This window comes from Paraclostridium sp. AKS73 (genome assembly GCF_025671395.1).
GTDB classification, from domain to species: domain Bacteria; phylum Bacillota; class Clostridia; order Peptostreptococcales; family Peptostreptococcaceae; genus Paraclostridium; species Paraclostridium benzoelyticum.
Genome location: NZ_JAIXHU010000001.1, coordinates 57,275 through 72,644 on the forward strand (window position 1 = coordinate 57,275; position 15,370 = coordinate 72,644).

A 15,370-nucleotide genomic window follows, 5' to 3' on the forward strand; every position below is an offset into this window, starting at 1 on the left:
TCATGCAAACTATACTTTTAATGGAGTTGATTCAATGGTTATGCCAATTTGTTTAGGTATTTTATTTGGATTGAGCATTATATTTGATGGGTATATGGAGAATATATTTATTATAGCTGCGACAGTGTCTGTATATACATATTTTATATATTATGAAAAGATTATAAAAAATTATTTGTAGGTTTTATAGTTTCGTTTTTAATAATCAATTTATCAATTATGTTTTTTATAAAGGATGATATAAATGTTCAATCTATAGAACATGGAGATGTTCAAGATGAAACTTTAGTAATACTTGTATATGATGGAGAATCTAAAAAATATAATATTAGAGAACGTGCAAATGAAATTTACTTTGATAAGGGATATGAGGCATACATATCGAGTATATATAATTTGCATAAGTATAAAGGGTACTATGCAAATCTAGGGACTAGTGAATTTAAAGATACTGCACATAAAATTTCATCGGGGTTAAGATCTAAATTAGGTTCTAAATACAAAGTCGTTGACGCATATATGTACACTAAACCATATTTTGAAAATATGGTACAAGAGGTTGTAGAACTAGGGTATAAAAATATAATAATATGCCCAATGTTTATAACAGAGGGTAAAGATTTTGATATATTTAACAAAAGATTAGATACTATGAGCCTTAATAAATATGGAGTGAATATTAAACTTACTGATGTTTTTTATAAATCCAATAATTTAGCCAAGTCATACACCAATGAAATTTTGGGGAATATAAAAAATGAAGATGTAGATTCAGGTGTTCTTTTAATAGGATTAGAAGATGAAAACAACTTAGAACAAGATATTATTTTTAGAGAAAAAATAAAATATTACATAGAAAAAGAGAAAAATACAAAAATTCAAATAAAAATTACCACTTTTAGAAAATAATAAAGACGATATAATAAAATCAGGAGAACAACTTCTAGAATATGGAATCGATGTATTGCATATAGTTATTCCTACATGTACAATTGATAACATGTACAATAAAAACTTAGTTGAAAGTATTTTAAAAGAATTAGATACTTGTGAGGTTAGATTTCATTATATAGAGCCAAAAGATAAAGTAAAGATACTTATTGATGAAATGTATACTCAAATATTGTTAATAGAAAAATAGGAGGATTATATGGAGAATATAAAAAAAATAAATTTAGATGAAAATATAAATTTAACTTTAATAAAGTCTAAAAAATTTAAAACAAATTTAGTTAGCGTATACATACAAAGGATTTTAGACAAGAATGAGACTACAAAAAATGCGTTAATTCCAAATATGATAACTAATGCAAGTGATAAATATAAAACGTTAAAAGAGATATCTAATAAATTAGAAGATTTGTATGGAGCTTCTATATTAGCTGATGTAAGTAAGAGAGGTGAAAGACAGGTTTTAAATATAAAATTAGTAACAACCAATGAACAATACCTAGAAGAACCTATATTTACAGATGCAATAGAATTTTTAAATGAAATAATAAATAACCCACTAATAGAAAATGGTGCTTTTAAAGAGGAATATCTTAAATTAGAAAAACAAAACTTAGCTGAGAGAATAAAAGCGAAGATAAATGACAAAGGAAGATATGCACTAGAAAGATGTTTTGAAGAAATGTGCAAAGATGAAAAGTTTAGTATAAGTGAATATGGGTATTTAGATGAAATTGACAAAATAAATGGTAAAGATCTATACAATCACTATAAAGGTATTTTAAAAACATCTCCTATCGATATTGTTATAGAAGGGGAATTTGATGAAGAAAAAGTTATAGATATTATAAAAAATAAATTTAAATTTGAAAGAGAAAAAGTTATAGAAATACCTAGAGAGAAATATGAAAAAATGTTAAATCTATAAAAAATATAGTTGATAAAATGGATATAACTCAAGGTAAATTGGTTATGGGATATAGAACGAATACAGATTTTGCGGATGCAAAAAATTATTATCCTCTAGTTGTAGGATGCAATATTTTAGGTGGAGGACCACACTCTAAAATGTTTATAAATATAAGAGAAAAAGAAAGCTTATGTTACTATATATATTCATCTATAGAAAATATAAAGGAATACTATTTATATCTTCAGGAATAGAAACTCAAAATTATGAAAAAACAACAGATTTAGTTAGAAAACAGATAGAAAGTATAATAAATGGAGAGATAAGTGACGAAGAACTTGAAAATAGTAAAATATCACTTATAAGTTCGATGAGATCTTTAAAAGATAGTATAGGTGGATTATCTGATTTTAAATTTTCTCAGGATATAAGTAAAACAAATTTAAGCATAGAAGATATTATAAGTTATGTAGAAAAAGTGAATAAAGAAGAAATTATTAGTGTGTTTAAAAAATTACAATTAGATACTATTTATTTCTTAAGAAATTAGGAGGAGTATATGGAAAAGATAGTTAACGATATATTAAAAGAAGAACTTTATTATGAAAAATTAGAAAATGGACTTGATGTATATTTTATGCCTAAAAAAGGGTTTATGAAAAAATTTGCAGTTTTAGCTACTAATTATGGATCTAACGAATTAGAATTTATTCCTATAAATGAAAATGAAAAATTCAGAGTAAATGAAGGTATAGCACATTTTTTAGAACATAAAATGTTTGAACAACCAGATGGTGGAAATGCATTTGATAAATTTTCTAAGTTAGGAGCTAGTGCAAATGCATATACTAATTTTACTATGACTGCATATTTATTTTCTTGCACAGATAATTTTTATGAAAGTTTAGAACATCTTATAGATTATGTACAAACTCCATACTTTACAGATGAGAATGTAGAGAAAGAAAAAGGAATAATTGAGCAGGAAATAAAAATGTATAATGATGATCCTGACTGGAATGTATATTTCAATTGCTTAAGAGCGATGTACAAGGATTATCCTGTAAATGTTGATATAGCAGGAACTGTGGAAAGTATATATAAAATTACAAAAGATGAACTTTATAAATGTTATAATACATTTTATAACCCGGGAAATATGGCTTTATTTGTAGTAGGTGATGTCGAAGTTGATAAAGTTATGGAAAGTATCAAAAAAAGCAATCATATTGATATAGAAAAACTAGATCATAGTATAAAAAGATTTTATCCTCAAGAATCTAAAGAAATAAATAAAAAAGAGGTAGTTGCAAATTTCCCTATATCAATGCCTATGTTTAATATAGGATTTAAAGATGATAACGTAGGAATTAAAGGGAGAGAACTTCTTCGTAAAGAAGTTGTTACAGAAATTCTTTTAGATATGATCTTTAAAAGAGGTAGTGAAATATTTGATGAGTTATATATGAGTGGACTGGTAAATGACAATTTTGGATGTGGATTTACATCTCAAATTGACTATGCCTTTACTTTAATAGGAGGAGAATCCGAAAGTCCTATGAAAGTAAAAGATGTTATATTAAAGCATATAACTAAGTATCAAAAAGAAGGATTATGTGAGGAAGATTTCAATAGAATAAAAAGAAAAAAATGGGTCAATTTATAAAATACTTTGATTCAGTAAACTTTATAGCTAATAATTTTATAGCATATAAGTTTAAAGATATAAACTTATTAGATTATTTGGATGTTATTAAGGAAGTAGAGTTTAAAGAAGTGGAAGAAAGATTAAAAAATCATTTAAAAGAAGAGTATTGTGTAATTTCAATAGTAGAACCTAAGTAAATTTAAAAAGTGCTAATTATAGCACTTTTTTTACGCAACAGAAGAAGGTGTTGGCGATATGAGCGAAGCGAATTTTTAGCACACCTATGGAATAATTATGTACAATATATAAGAATTAGGTATATAAGTTTTATATTTTTTAAGCTCAAAAAAGCTTTGTTTTAAAGTGAAATAGTTAAAGAAAATTGATGGTTTATAGGTAATATGGTATCATTTAGTTTATAAAAGGAGGGAGAGCTAAATGATAGATATACATTGTCATATATTGCCGCAAGTAGATGATGGGTCAAAAAGCTTAGAAGAATCTATAGAAATGGCAAAAATAGCACAAGACGAAGGAATTAAAAAGATAATTAATACATCCCACTATCATCCAGATTTTAAATATAAAAGTGGAGAAGAGTTAAAAACAATATTAAAAAGCTTTAACCAAAAATTAAAAGATGAAAATATAGATATCGAAGTTTTTTTAGGAAATGAGCTTTACTTTACAGACGATTTATTAGGTGATTTTGAAAAATTAGAGTTTCATAGCCTAAATAATAGTAAATATATATTAGTTGAGTTTTCACCTAATAATTTTCCTAATAATTTAGCAGATATAGTGTATGAATTAAAGTTAAAAAAACACATTCCTATACTAGCACATGTAGAAAGGTATTCTAAAGTACAAGAGAATCCAAATATTATATATGATTGTATAAATGAGGGAGCTTTAATTCAATTGAATGGAGCTAGTGTAATAGGTAAAAATGGGAAAGAGGCAGAGAAAACTAGTAAAATTTTACTAGAAAATAATATGGCTCACTTTATAGCGACAGATGCACATAGTAGTACAAAGAGAAGACCACTAATTAAAGAAGTATATGATTACATAAGTAAGCAATATGGAGAAGAAAATGCAAAAAATATATTTGAAGAAAATCAAAAATGTATTTTAGAAAATAAAGATATATGCATTTTAGAACCAACAAAGTACATAGAAAAGAAAAATTTATTTAAAAGACTATTTAAAAGGTAGGGATCAGTTTATGGATAGAATTGCATTTACTATATTTGGAATAGATGTAATGTGGTATGGAATACTTATGGCCACAGGTATGATTTTAGGTACATTAATAGCATTGAAAGAGGCTAAAAGAGTTGGAATCAAAGAAGATGATATATTAGATTTAGCAATTATTGCAATTCCGGTAGGACTAATAAGTGCCAGATTGTATTACGTAATATTTAATTGGGAATATTATTCTAATAACCCATCTCAAATATTCAATTTTAGAGGTGGTGGAATGGCAATACATGGAGCTTTAATAGGTGGAATATTAGCAGGATATATATTCTCTAGATATAAGAAGATTAATTTTCTAAAATTAGCAGATACTGTTATACTTGGAATGCCTTTAGCTCAAGCTATAGGAAGATGGGGCAATTTTATAAATAAAGAAGCTCATGGAGGACCAACTAATTTACCATGGGGAATAATGGTGGATGGAGTAAAAGTACATCCAACTTTTCTATATGAATCTATATGGGATTTTGGTATATTTATATTCCTATGTATATTTAGAAAAAAGAAATCTTATGAGGGTCAAATTATAGTTTTATATGCTATACTATATTCTTTAGGAAGATTTTTTATAGAAGGGCTTAGAACGGATAGCCTTATGATAGGGCCTCTTAGAATGGCTCAAGTTATAAGTTTAGCAGGCGTAATAGGAGGAATAATAGTCCACCTATATTTATCAAGGAAAAATAAAAAAGAAATAGATGATATTAAGGAGCGATAAAATATGGAATTTCATCACGTATCGGTACTTTTAGATGAGTGTATTGATAATTTAAACATAAAACCAGATGGAGTATATGTTGATTGTACAATGGGTGGTGCAGGCCACTCCAAAGAAATAGTAAAAAGACTTTCTAAGGATGGACTTTTTATAGGATTTGACCAAGATATAAACGCTATAAATACAGCAAAAGAAAGATTGAGTGAATATAGCGATAGAGTAAAGTTTGTGCACAGTAATTTTCAAAATTTAAAAAATGAATTAGAAAAAATAGGTGTATATAAAGTGGATGGGGTTCTAGCGGATTTAGGTGTTTCATCACACCAATTAGATGAGGCTGATAGAGGGTTTTCATATATGCAAGATGCACCTTTAGATATGAGAATGGATATAAGATGCAGTTTTTCAGCTTATGATGTTGTAAACACATATAGTGAAGCGGAATTATCAAAAATAATAAAAGATTATGGCGAAGATAATTGGGCTAAACGTATAGCTAAGTTCATAGTAGAAGGACGTAAAGAAAAGAACATAGAAACTACAGGTGAATTAGTTGAAATTATAAAAAAAGCTATACCTAAGAAAGCTAGAATAGATGGTCCGCATCCAGCCAAAAGAACTTTCCAGGCTATAAGAATAGAAGTGAATAATGAATTAGGTGTTATAACTGAGATGATAGATGATGCAGCTTCTATTATGAATGAGGGCGGAAGAATATGTATAATAACTTTCCACTCTTTAGAAGATAGGATTGTAAAAAATGCATTTAGAGATTTAGCAACAGATTGCATATGTCCACCACATATTCCTATATGCCAGTGCGATAAAGAAGCTTTAGTCAAAGTTATAACTAGAAAACCAATATTACCAACAGACAAAGAAATCGAAGAAAACCCAAGATCTAGAAGTGCAAAATTAAGAGTTGCTGAAAGAATATAGAAGTCTAAGCGAAAGCTTAGACTTTTTTGTTTTTTATTGTTTTAATTTTGTATTAAGACTAAAAAGGAAGGAGTATATAGAAAGTTAAATATAATATATATCTATTTATTTATAAAAAAGTAAGGGGATATGTATGAAAAGAAAAATAAAATAAAAGATATAAATGAATATAGAGCAAATAAAAAGAATATCTATAAAAGAAGAATGATAAAAAAAATTACAAAGTGGGTTATAAAGTTAGGAGCTGTAGCAAGTGCTTGTTGTATAATTTTGCGTGTATGTATGGTTATAGTGAAGTTGCAAAATTAAAATATAAAATCGGGGATTTAGAGTCTGAATTACATAATAAAACTATAGAAAAAGAAAATTTACAAGTAGATGTAGATTTATTAACTAGAAGTAGAGATATAGAAAATAAAGCTAATGAGAAATTAGGGATGGACTATCCTAAAGAAAGTCAGATGAAGTACATAGAAGTACCTAATTAGGGGGGATTTGCTTGAGTAAAATAAAGAGATTGAGTAAAAAAAGGTTAGTAATTGTTTTAATACTAGCATGCTTTGTTTTTACGATGCTTATATTTAGGACTGGATACTTACAAATAATTAAAGGGGATTGGCTTACAGAAAAAGCTTTAGATCAGCAAACAAGAGACATACCAATAGAACCTAAAAGAGGTACTATATATGATAGAAATATGAAAGAACTAGCTGTAAGTGTTACTAAGTATACTGTTTGGGCTAAACCGGTTGAAGTTAAAGACAAAGAAAAATCAGCTAAGTTAATATCTGAAATGATAGGTGAAGACTATGATGACGTTTTAAAATTGCTTAAAAAGAAAAACATGGCTTTAGTAAAAGTAAAAAGATGGATAGATGATAAAACAGCAGAAAAAATAAGGGATTCTAAATTACCTGGTATATGGGTAGCTGAGGATAATCAAAGATATTATCCGTATGGAAATTTTGCCCCATATGTAATAGGACATACGTCGGATGATGCAACTGGAATTGCGGGTATAGAGATGGAATATGACAAACATCTAAAGGGAAAACCAGGAAGATTAATTGTTAGTACTGATGCATCAGGAAGAGAAATTCCTCATGGAATGGAAAAATATTATGAGCCGGTGCAAGGAAATGGGTTAGTTCTTAGCATAGATGAAGTAATTCAACACTATACTGAAAAAGCGGTTCAAAAAGCTTATGAACTAAATAATGCTAAAAGAGTTACGGCAATAGCTTTAGATCCGAAAACTGGTGACATTTTATCTATGGCTTCGAAGCCTGACTATGACCCAAATGACTCAAGAACACCTATATATCCATACTACGAAGAAGAACTTGAAAAATATAGTGATAAAGATAAAATAAAAGGATATTTCTCAATGTGGAGAAATCCTGCAGTTAGTGATACGTATGAGCCAGGATCTACTTTCAAACTTATAACATCATCTGCATCTGTAGAAGAAGGAGTTATAAAAGATGGGGAAAAGTTTGTATGTACAGGTAGTGTTACCGTAGGTGGAAGAAAATTGAAATGTTGGAGACACTATAGACCACATGGAGCTCAAGAATTTAAACAGGCAGTTCAAAATTCTTGTAACCCAGTTTTTGTTGAGTTAGGGCAAAGATTAGGTGTGTCTAAGATGTATGATTATATAGAAGGATTTGGATTCATGGATAAAACTAATATAGATTTACCTGGAGAAGCTAAAGGTATTTTATATAATGAAAAAATGTAGGACCTGTAGAGTTAGCGACTATATCATTTGGTCAATCTATATCAGTTACTCCTATGCAGTTAATTAGCGCAATAGGTGCTATAGCAAATGATGGAAAACTTATGGAGCCTAGAGTAGTTAAATCAAAAGTTGATAATCAAGGAAACGTAACAGAAAATATAAAGCCAAAGGTAGTTAGACAAGTAATATCAGAAGATACATCTAAAAAAATGCTAGAAATAGCTGAATCTGTTGTAAGTGAAGGATCTGGTAAAGCTGCATATATACCTGGATTTAAAATAGGTGGTAAAACAGGAACAGCACAAAAGGTTATAGATGGTAAGTATGCACAAGGCAAATATATATGCTCCTTTGTAGGGATAGCTCCTTGTGATGATCCACAAATAGTAGTATTAGCTATAGTAGATGAACCAACTGGTGTTAGCGCATTTGGTAGTACAACAGCAGGACCTATAGTAAAAGAAATAATGAATGATTCCCTAAAATATTTAGGGGTTGAACCTAAATATACTGATGAAGAAAAGCAAGAATATGAAAAACCTAAGGTAAAAGTACCAAATATTATTGATTTAAGTATAGAGGATGCTTTAAAGGTATTAGAAGAAAATAAATTAAAACCGATACAAGACACAGACACAGAGGTTGATGGAAGTGCAAAGGTTAAAGAAATTTTCCCTCCTGCAGGATCAGAAGTACCACAAGATTCTGGAATAGTAATTTACACAGATAATTAAAAGATAATATAGGAATAAACATCTTCAAAAATATTAATATATAGTATATAATTAATGAGTTAATAATTTAAAGAGCAATGTATATAATTTATATACATTGCTCTTTATTAGGATTTCTAAAGGTTTACAAAAGTGTAAAATAATTAGTATTCTATAAAATTATATATTAAAATATTATAAGTATAGATGATGAATATAAAAAGATTTATAATATTTAAAGAGATTTACTTTAATTAAGGAGGGTTAGTATGGAATCTTTATCTATAAAAGAACTAATTATAGCAACTAAAGGTACATTGGTAAAAGGTAATGAATTAGATGAAATACAAAATATAGTTATAGATAGTAGAAAAGCAAAATCTACGGATGCATTTATAGCTATAATAGGTGAAAGCCTAGACGGACATAAATTTATGCAGTCAGCATATGAAAATGGATGTAAAACTTTTATAAAAAACAGAAGTAATAGCATAAAATTTGAAAGTTCGGATATAAATTTAATAGAAGTAGAAGATACAACGAAAGCTCTTGGAGATATAGCGAATTTTTATAAATGTAAGTTTGAAATACCATATATTGGAGTTACAGGTAGTGTCGGAAAAACTACAACAAAAGACATGATATATGCAGCTATATCAACAAAATTCAATACTCTAAAGAATGAAGGAAATTTTAACAATCATATAGGAGTTCCTCTTACACTGTTCAATTTAAACTCTATCCATGATTGCGCAATAATAGAAATGGGAATGTCTCATTTTAACGAAATAGAGTATTTAGCTAATATGGTTAATCCTAAGATAGGAGTAATATCAAATATAGGGTTATCTCATATAGAAAATTTAGGATCTCAAGAAGGCATATTAAATGCTAAGCTAGAAATCACTTCAAACTTTGACGAATCTAACACTCTAATAGTAAATGGAGACGATGAATATCTAAAAAAAATATGCAAAGATGAATTAAATTATGATTTAAAAACTTTTGGATTTGACTACAATAATGATATATATTGTACAGAGTACTCTATAGGAGAAGAAGAACTAAGCTTTACATGTATTATAAATAACAAGAAAGAAGAGATATATATACCTACAGTTGGAAAACATAATATATACAATGCAATGGCAGCTATACTTGTAGGGTTAAGCTTAGAAATGGATTTAAAAGATATAAAAGAAGGTCTTAAAAACTTCAAAGCAAGTAAGATGAGATTGGATATTATTAAAAAAGATGATTTAACAATAATAAATGATGCATATAATGCAAGCCCAGATTCTATGAAAGCTGCATTAGATATATTAGGAAGATATGAAAAAGAAGAGTAGCAATACTTGGAGATATGTTTGAGATGGGAGAACATTCAGAATATGGTCATAGACTTGTAGGAGGATATGCAAAAGAAAATGTAGATGTTTTAATAACAATAGGAGAAAGCTCAAAGTTTATAAGTGATGAAGCAATTAAACTAGCTTTAAATAGTTCTAATGTGTACCATTTTGACAATAAAGAAATAGCAATCGAGAAATTAAGTGATATAATAAATAAGGATGACGTAGTTTTAGTTAAGGCGTCTAGAGGTATGCAATTAGAAAATATAGTACAATATTTAAGCAGGTAGACAATAATTAAGAAATAGCCAGCAAGGGAGAGGAGTTATATTATGTTAGGAATAACACAACTTACGTATACAGCGATGATTTCATTTCTAATAGTGATTATACTAGGACCGATTTTTATACCTATGTTAACTAAGTTTAAGTTCGGTCAAACTGTAAGAGATGATGGACCACAGACACATTTACAAAAAAATGGAACACCTACAATGGGTGGTATAATGATGATAGTAGCAATACTAGTTACAGTTCTTACAAGAACAAAAGTAAGCTCAGATATGACAATGGGGCTTTTATGTATAACAGGATTTGGGTTTGTAGGATTTGTAGATGATTTTTTAAAAATTAAATTTAAAAGATCATTAGGATTAAAAGCATATCAAAAGATTTTATTACAAATTGCTTTAGCAACACTTTTAGCATATTATCAATATACTAATTCACCAAGTGCTGCTCAATTATTAATACCATTTACAAGTTTTACAATTAATTTAGGGCCTTTATATGTACCTGTTATGGTATTTGTAATACTTGGAACTGTAAATGCAGTAAACTTAACAGATGGGTTAGATGGATTAGCATCAGGAATCACTGTTATAGTATCAGGATTCTTTATGTTACTTGCAGCTAATTATGGATATACAGATGTAGCTATACTAGCAGCAGCTACAGTAGGTGCATGTATAGGATTCTTAGGATTTAACTCATATCCTGCAAGAGTGTTTATGGGTGATACAGGATCTATGGCATTAGGAGGGGCTGTTATTTCATTTGCAGTACTTACAAATAATGTCCTTATAATACCTATAGTTGGAGGTATTTATTTCGCAGAAGCTATATCTGTTATACTTCAAGTAGGTTCTTATAAACTAAGAAAGAAAAGAATATTCAAAATGGCACCTATACATCATCACTTTGAGCAATGTGGATGGCCTGAAACAAAAGTTATATTTGTATTCTGGATAACATCTATAGTATTAGCTTGGATAGGTATAATAGCAGTATTCTAATTTACGGGGGTTAGAACAATGGATTTAAAAAATAAAAATGTCTTACTTGTAGGACTAGCAAAAACTGGCGTATCAACTATAAAAAAATTAAATAAATTAGGTGCAAATATCATAGTAAATGATATAAAACCTAAGGAAAAATTAGAAGGAATAATAGAAGAAATAGATAATTTAGATAATATAGAATATGTTTTAGGTAAACACCTTGAAAATATAGAAAACATAGATTTAACTATAGTATCTCCTGGAGTTCCTTTAGACTTGCCTTTTATAGAAAAAATAAAATCTGAAGGCATTAAAATAATAGGAGAAGTTGAATTAGCATATAAATTATCTAAAAACCCTACATTCATAGGAATAACAGGAACAAATGGAAAAACTACTACTACTAGCTTAGTAGGAGAGATGTTTAAAAAAGCAAATAAAGATACATATATAGTTGGAAATATAGGTAATCCAGTTATAGACACTGTTGATTTAACTAATGAAAACTCATATCTTGTAACAGAGTTAAGTAGTTTTCAATTAGAAAGTATAGAAGACTTTAAACCTAAAGTAAGTACTATAATAAATATTACAGAAGATCATTTAAATAGACACCATACTATGGAAAACTATATAAATGCTAAAGCTAGAGTGTTTAAGAATCAAGACAAGACTGATTTTACTATACTAAACTATGATGATTCTATTGTTAGAGACTTAGGGAAAAACAGCAATGGAAATGTTTTATACTTCTCAATAAAAGAAGAAGTAAAGCAAGGTGCATATCTAGATAAAAATAACAATATAGTTATAAAGGTAGATGGTAAAGAATTAGTTCTTATGAATAAATCTGAATTGAGCTTACCAGGAAACCACAATTTAGAAAATGCTATGTCGGCTATTTTAATGGCATATGTATTAAATATTCATACTGACGTTATAATAGATACATTAAGAACATTTAAAGGTGTAGAGCATAGATTAGAGTTTGTTACAAATAAAGATGGTATTATGTTTGTAAATGACTCTAAAGGAACAAACCCAGATTCGACTATAAAAGCTATAACTTCATATGAAAAACCTATAGTTTTAATAGCTGGAGGATATGAAAAGCAAAGTGACTTTACTGAAATGATTAAATATGCAACTAAAAATGTAAAGGCTCTAGTCCTATTAGGACAGACTGCAGAAAAAATAGAAACAACTGCAAAAGAACATGGAATTGATAATATATCAAAAGTTGAAGATATGGAAGCTGCAGTAAAAAAAGCTTATGAAATAGCTGAATCAGGGGATGTAGTTTTATTATCACCAGCTTGTGCAAGTTGGGATATGTATCCAAACTTCGAGGCAAGAGGATTAGACTTCAAAGAGAATATATATAAATTATAGATATATAACCGGGAATGGAGGTAGGTCTAATTAATGCCTAAAGAGATAGTAAAGAAACGTGTTAGTAGGGGGATAAAAACTGATTTTGACAATGTGGTATTTTATACAACAATGTTATTGGTATTTATAGGAATCATAATGGTTTTTAGTGCTAGTTTTATACAATCTACATTTAAACTAGATGATTCCTATTTCTTTAAAGTAAAAGAATATAATTTATGCAACCATAGGATTTATTGCTATGATTTTTACATCTAGGATAGACTATAGATTTTGGTATAAAAATGCAAAAATATTAGGAATAGTAGTTGTTATATTACTTCTATTAGTACTTTCACCTCTTGGAACTTCGTTAAATGGAGCTCAAAGATGGTTGGGTATTGGAGGTTTAACAGTACAACCAGCAGAGCTAGCTAAATTTGCAACTATAATAATAACTGCTAAATTAATAGAATTAAAGTACGATAAAATAAAATCTTTAACAAAAGGAGTTATACCACTTCTTATAATACCTAGTATTTTCTTTGTATTAATAATATTACAACCCAATTTATCAACTGCTGGAACAGTAATATTAGTTACTTTTGTAATGATATTTGTAGCAGGTATGGATATGAAAATTGTTTATGCTATGTTTGGTGCAGGAGTTGGATTATTTGCAGTAATGGTGTTAGCAGCTCCGTATAGACTTGCGCGTGTTACTTCATTCATAGACCCGTTTAAAGATCCTCTAGGAGCAGGATATCAAGTTATACAAGGACTGTATGCACTTGGATCAGGAGGACTATTTGGTCTTGGTCTAGGAAAAAGCAGACAAAAATACTTTTACATACCAGAACCACAAAATGATTTTATATTCGCAATAATAGGAGAAGAACTTGGGCTTGTAGGATGTGCAATAGTAATAATGTTATTTGTATTTTTAGTTTATAGATGTATAAGAATTGCAATAAAATGTCCTGATGTATTTTCATGTATGCTTGTTGTAGGTATTGGAGGTCAAATAGGGATTCAGGCAGCTTTAAATATAGCTGTTGCAACATCATCAATGCCTGTTACAGGAGTCGCCTTACCATTTATAAGTTATGGTGGAACCTCCCTTACAATATTTATGGCAGCAGTAGGGATTGTACTTAACGTCTCTAAACATGTAAAAATGAATTAGACAGGAGATGAAAGTTAATGAAAGTTTTATTATCTGGTGGAGGAACAGGAGGACATGTATATCCTGCCATCGCCATAGCAAATAAGATAAAAGAAGAAAATCCAGATGCTGAAATAGTATTTGTAGGAACTGAAAAAGGTATAGAATCTGAAATTGTTCCTAAATATGGTTATGAACTAAGAACTGTTACAGTACAAGGGTTTAAAAGAAAAATAGATTTTGATAATGTCAAAAGAGTATTTAAATTATTTAAAGGATTAGAACAGTCAAGAAGAATTGTTAAGAAATTTAAGCCAGATGTTGTTATAGGAACTGGAGGATATGTGAGTGGGCCAGTATTATTTAATGCATCTATGGGTAAAGTTCCTGCTATAATTCATGAGCAAAATTCTTTCCCTGGAGTTACTAATAAAATCTTAGCTAAAATGGTAACTAAAGTTTTAACTAGTTTTGAGGACTCTCATGTAAGGTTCCCTGAAGAAACTAGAAATAAATTAGTGCTTACAGGAAATCCAGTTAGAAAAGAAATTCTTATATCTAAAAAAAGTAATTCAAGAAGAAAGTTAGGAATACAAGAAGATAAAAAAATGGTTTTATGCTACGGAGGTAGTGGAGGATCAAGAAAAATAAATGATTCTATGAAGGTAGTAATAAGAAATCTTGTTAATGAAGATATAGCATTTATATATGCTACAGGTAAAAACTTCTATGATGGTTTTATGAGTGATATAAGTGACTTACAGTTAAAACCATATCAAAAGGTAGTACCATATTTAGAAGATATGGCAAGTGCATTAGCAGCTTGTGATATAGTTATAGGAAGTGCAGGTGCTATATCTTTAGCTGAGATAACAGCTCTTGGTAAACCATCTATAATAATACCTAAAGCCTATACAGCAGAAAATCACCAAGAATACAATGCGAAAAGTATAGAAAGCAAAGGTGCTGGAATAGCTATTTTAGAAAAAATCTTACAGCTGAAACTTTAAATGATACAGTATTTAAATTATTAGGAGACAGAGATCTTTTAATAGATATGTCAAATGCAAGTAAAGAAATAGGTAAACCTGAAGCTATAGACATAATATATAAAGAAGTTATGGAAGTTTATAATAGAAACAATAAAAAGCCGAAAAAAGAGGCTAAAGTTGAAAGTAAAGATGAGAAAATAAGTGAAAATGAAGTAAAAGAAGTTAAGACAATCGGTATAAAAAATAAAAAGTAACATATTTCCCCTCTAGTACATAGTATTAAAAATATAAGAAGTTATATTTTAGGCTAAAAATACTTGC

General features: G+C 28.7%; 16 protein-coding genes and 3 pseudogenes. All 19 read left to right on the forward strand.

Annotated elements, in window-relative coordinates:
* Positions 1–219: 219 nt before the first annotated feature.
* Positions 220–909: a CbiX/SirB N-terminal domain-containing protein gene (locus LEQ07_RS00315; RefSeq protein WP_263329141.1), complete on the forward strand. Its 690-nt coding sequence runs from the start codon at positions 220–222 to the stop codon at positions 907–909.
* A 55-nt stretch (positions 910–964) separates the two neighbouring features.
* On the forward strand, positions 965–1,141 hold the full coding sequence (locus LEQ07_RS00320; RefSeq protein WP_263329142.1) for a hypothetical protein: 177 nt from the start codon (positions 965–967) through the stop codon (positions 1,139–1,141).
* A gap of 9 nt (positions 1,142–1,150) precedes the next feature.
* The gene (locus tag LEQ07_RS00325) at positions 1,151–1,879 is read left to right on the forward strand and encodes a hypothetical protein (protein ID WP_263329143.1); all 729 of its coding nucleotides are present in this window, start codon (positions 1,151–1,153) and stop codon (positions 1,877–1,879) included.
* A 44-nt stretch (positions 1,880–1,923) separates the two neighbouring features.
* Positions 1,924–2,411: pseudogene (locus tag LEQ07_RS00330) on the forward strand (M16 family metallopeptidase).
* Positions 2,412–2,420: 9 nt separating this feature from the next.
* A pseudogene (gene yfmH / locus LEQ07_RS00335) lies at positions 2,421–3,706 on the forward strand (EF-P 5-aminopentanol modification-associated protein YfmH).
* 241 nt (positions 3,707–3,947) lie between these two features.
* Positions 3,948–4,727, forward strand: coding sequence for a tyrosine-protein phosphatase (locus LEQ07_RS00340; RefSeq protein WP_263329144.1), 780 nt, complete (start codon positions 3,948–3,950; stop codon positions 4,725–4,727).
* A gap of 10 nt (positions 4,728–4,737) precedes the next feature.
* Positions 4,738–5,493 (forward strand): prolipoprotein diacylglyceryl transferase, encoded by a 756-nt coding sequence (lgt, locus tag LEQ07_RS00345; RefSeq protein WP_046823318.1) that lies wholly within the window; start codon positions 4,738–4,740, stop codon positions 5,491–5,493.
* A 3-nt stretch (positions 5,494–5,496) separates the two neighbouring features.
* On the forward strand, positions 5,497–6,432 hold the full coding sequence (rsmH, locus tag LEQ07_RS00350) for a 16S rRNA (cytosine(1402)-N(4))-methyltransferase RsmH (protein ID WP_021430063.1): 936 nt from the start codon (positions 5,497–5,499) through the stop codon (positions 6,430–6,432).
* Between the two features lie 129 nt (positions 6,433–6,561).
* Positions 6,562–6,741: a hypothetical protein gene (locus tag LEQ07_RS00355; RefSeq protein ID WP_263329145.1), complete on the forward strand. Its 180-nt coding sequence runs from the start codon at positions 6,562–6,564 to the stop codon at positions 6,739–6,741.
* On the forward strand, positions 6,711–6,920 hold the full coding sequence (locus LEQ07_RS00360) for a hypothetical protein (RefSeq protein WP_263329146.1): 210 nt from the start codon (positions 6,711–6,713) through the stop codon (positions 6,918–6,920). The genes LEQ07_RS00355 and LEQ07_RS00360 overlap by 31 nt, the downstream gene beginning before the upstream one ends.
* An 11-nt stretch (positions 6,921–6,931) precedes the next feature.
* Entirely contained in the window at positions 6,932–8,176 is a 1,245-nt protein-coding gene (locus LEQ07_RS00365) for a peptidoglycan D,D-transpeptidase FtsI family protein (protein ID WP_263329147.1), read from the forward strand.
* A 53-nt stretch (positions 8,177–8,229) separates the two neighbouring features.
* Complete coding sequence (locus tag LEQ07_RS22285; protein WP_263329148.1) at positions 8,230–8,910, forward strand: penicillin-binding transpeptidase domain-containing protein; 681 nt, start codon at positions 8,230–8,232, stop codon at positions 8,908–8,910.
* A 248-nt stretch (positions 8,911–9,158) separates the two neighbouring features.
* Positions 9,159–10,238: a UDP-N-acetylmuramoyl-tripeptide--D-alanyl-D-alanine ligase gene (locus LEQ07_RS00375; protein WP_263329149.1), complete on the forward strand. Its 1,080-nt coding sequence runs from the start codon at positions 9,159–9,161 to the stop codon at positions 10,236–10,238.
* Positions 10,239–10,252: 14 nt separating this feature from the next.
* Positions 10,253–10,531, forward strand: coding sequence for a glutamate ligase domain-containing protein (locus LEQ07_RS00380; protein WP_263329150.1), 279 nt, complete (start codon positions 10,253–10,255; stop codon positions 10,529–10,531).
* A gap of 39 nt (positions 10,532–10,570) precedes the next feature.
* A complete protein-coding gene (mraY, locus tag LEQ07_RS00385; protein WP_025162704.1) occupies positions 10,571–11,536 on the forward strand; it encodes a phospho-N-acetylmuramoyl-pentapeptide-transferase in 966 nt (321 codons plus the stop codon).
* Between the two features lie 18 nt (positions 11,537–11,554).
* Complete coding sequence (murD, locus tag LEQ07_RS00390; protein WP_263329151.1) at positions 11,555–12,913, forward strand: UDP-N-acetylmuramoyl-L-alanine--D-glutamate ligase; 1,359 nt, start codon at positions 11,555–11,557, stop codon at positions 12,911–12,913.
* Positions 12,914–12,946: 33 nt separating this feature from the next.
* Positions 12,947–13,171 carry a hypothetical protein gene (locus LEQ07_RS00395; protein WP_263329152.1) on the forward strand — a complete coding sequence of 75 codons (225 nt, stop codon included), beginning with the start codon at positions 12,947–12,949 and terminating at the stop codon, positions 13,169–13,171.
* Positions 13,155–14,078 carry a putative lipid II flippase FtsW gene (gene ftsW, locus LEQ07_RS00400; protein ID WP_263329153.1) on the forward strand — a complete coding sequence of 308 codons (924 nt, stop codon included), beginning with the start codon at positions 13,155–13,157 and terminating at the stop codon, positions 14,076–14,078. Before LEQ07_RS00395 ends, ftsW begins: the two co-directional genes overlap by 17 nt.
* 17 nt (positions 14,079–14,095) lie before the next feature.
* Positions 14,096–15,303: pseudogene (gene murG, locus LEQ07_RS00405) on the forward strand (undecaprenyldiphospho-muramoylpentapeptide beta-N-acetylglucosaminyltransferase).
* The last annotated feature ends 67 nt before the right edge of the window (positions 15,304–15,370 follow it).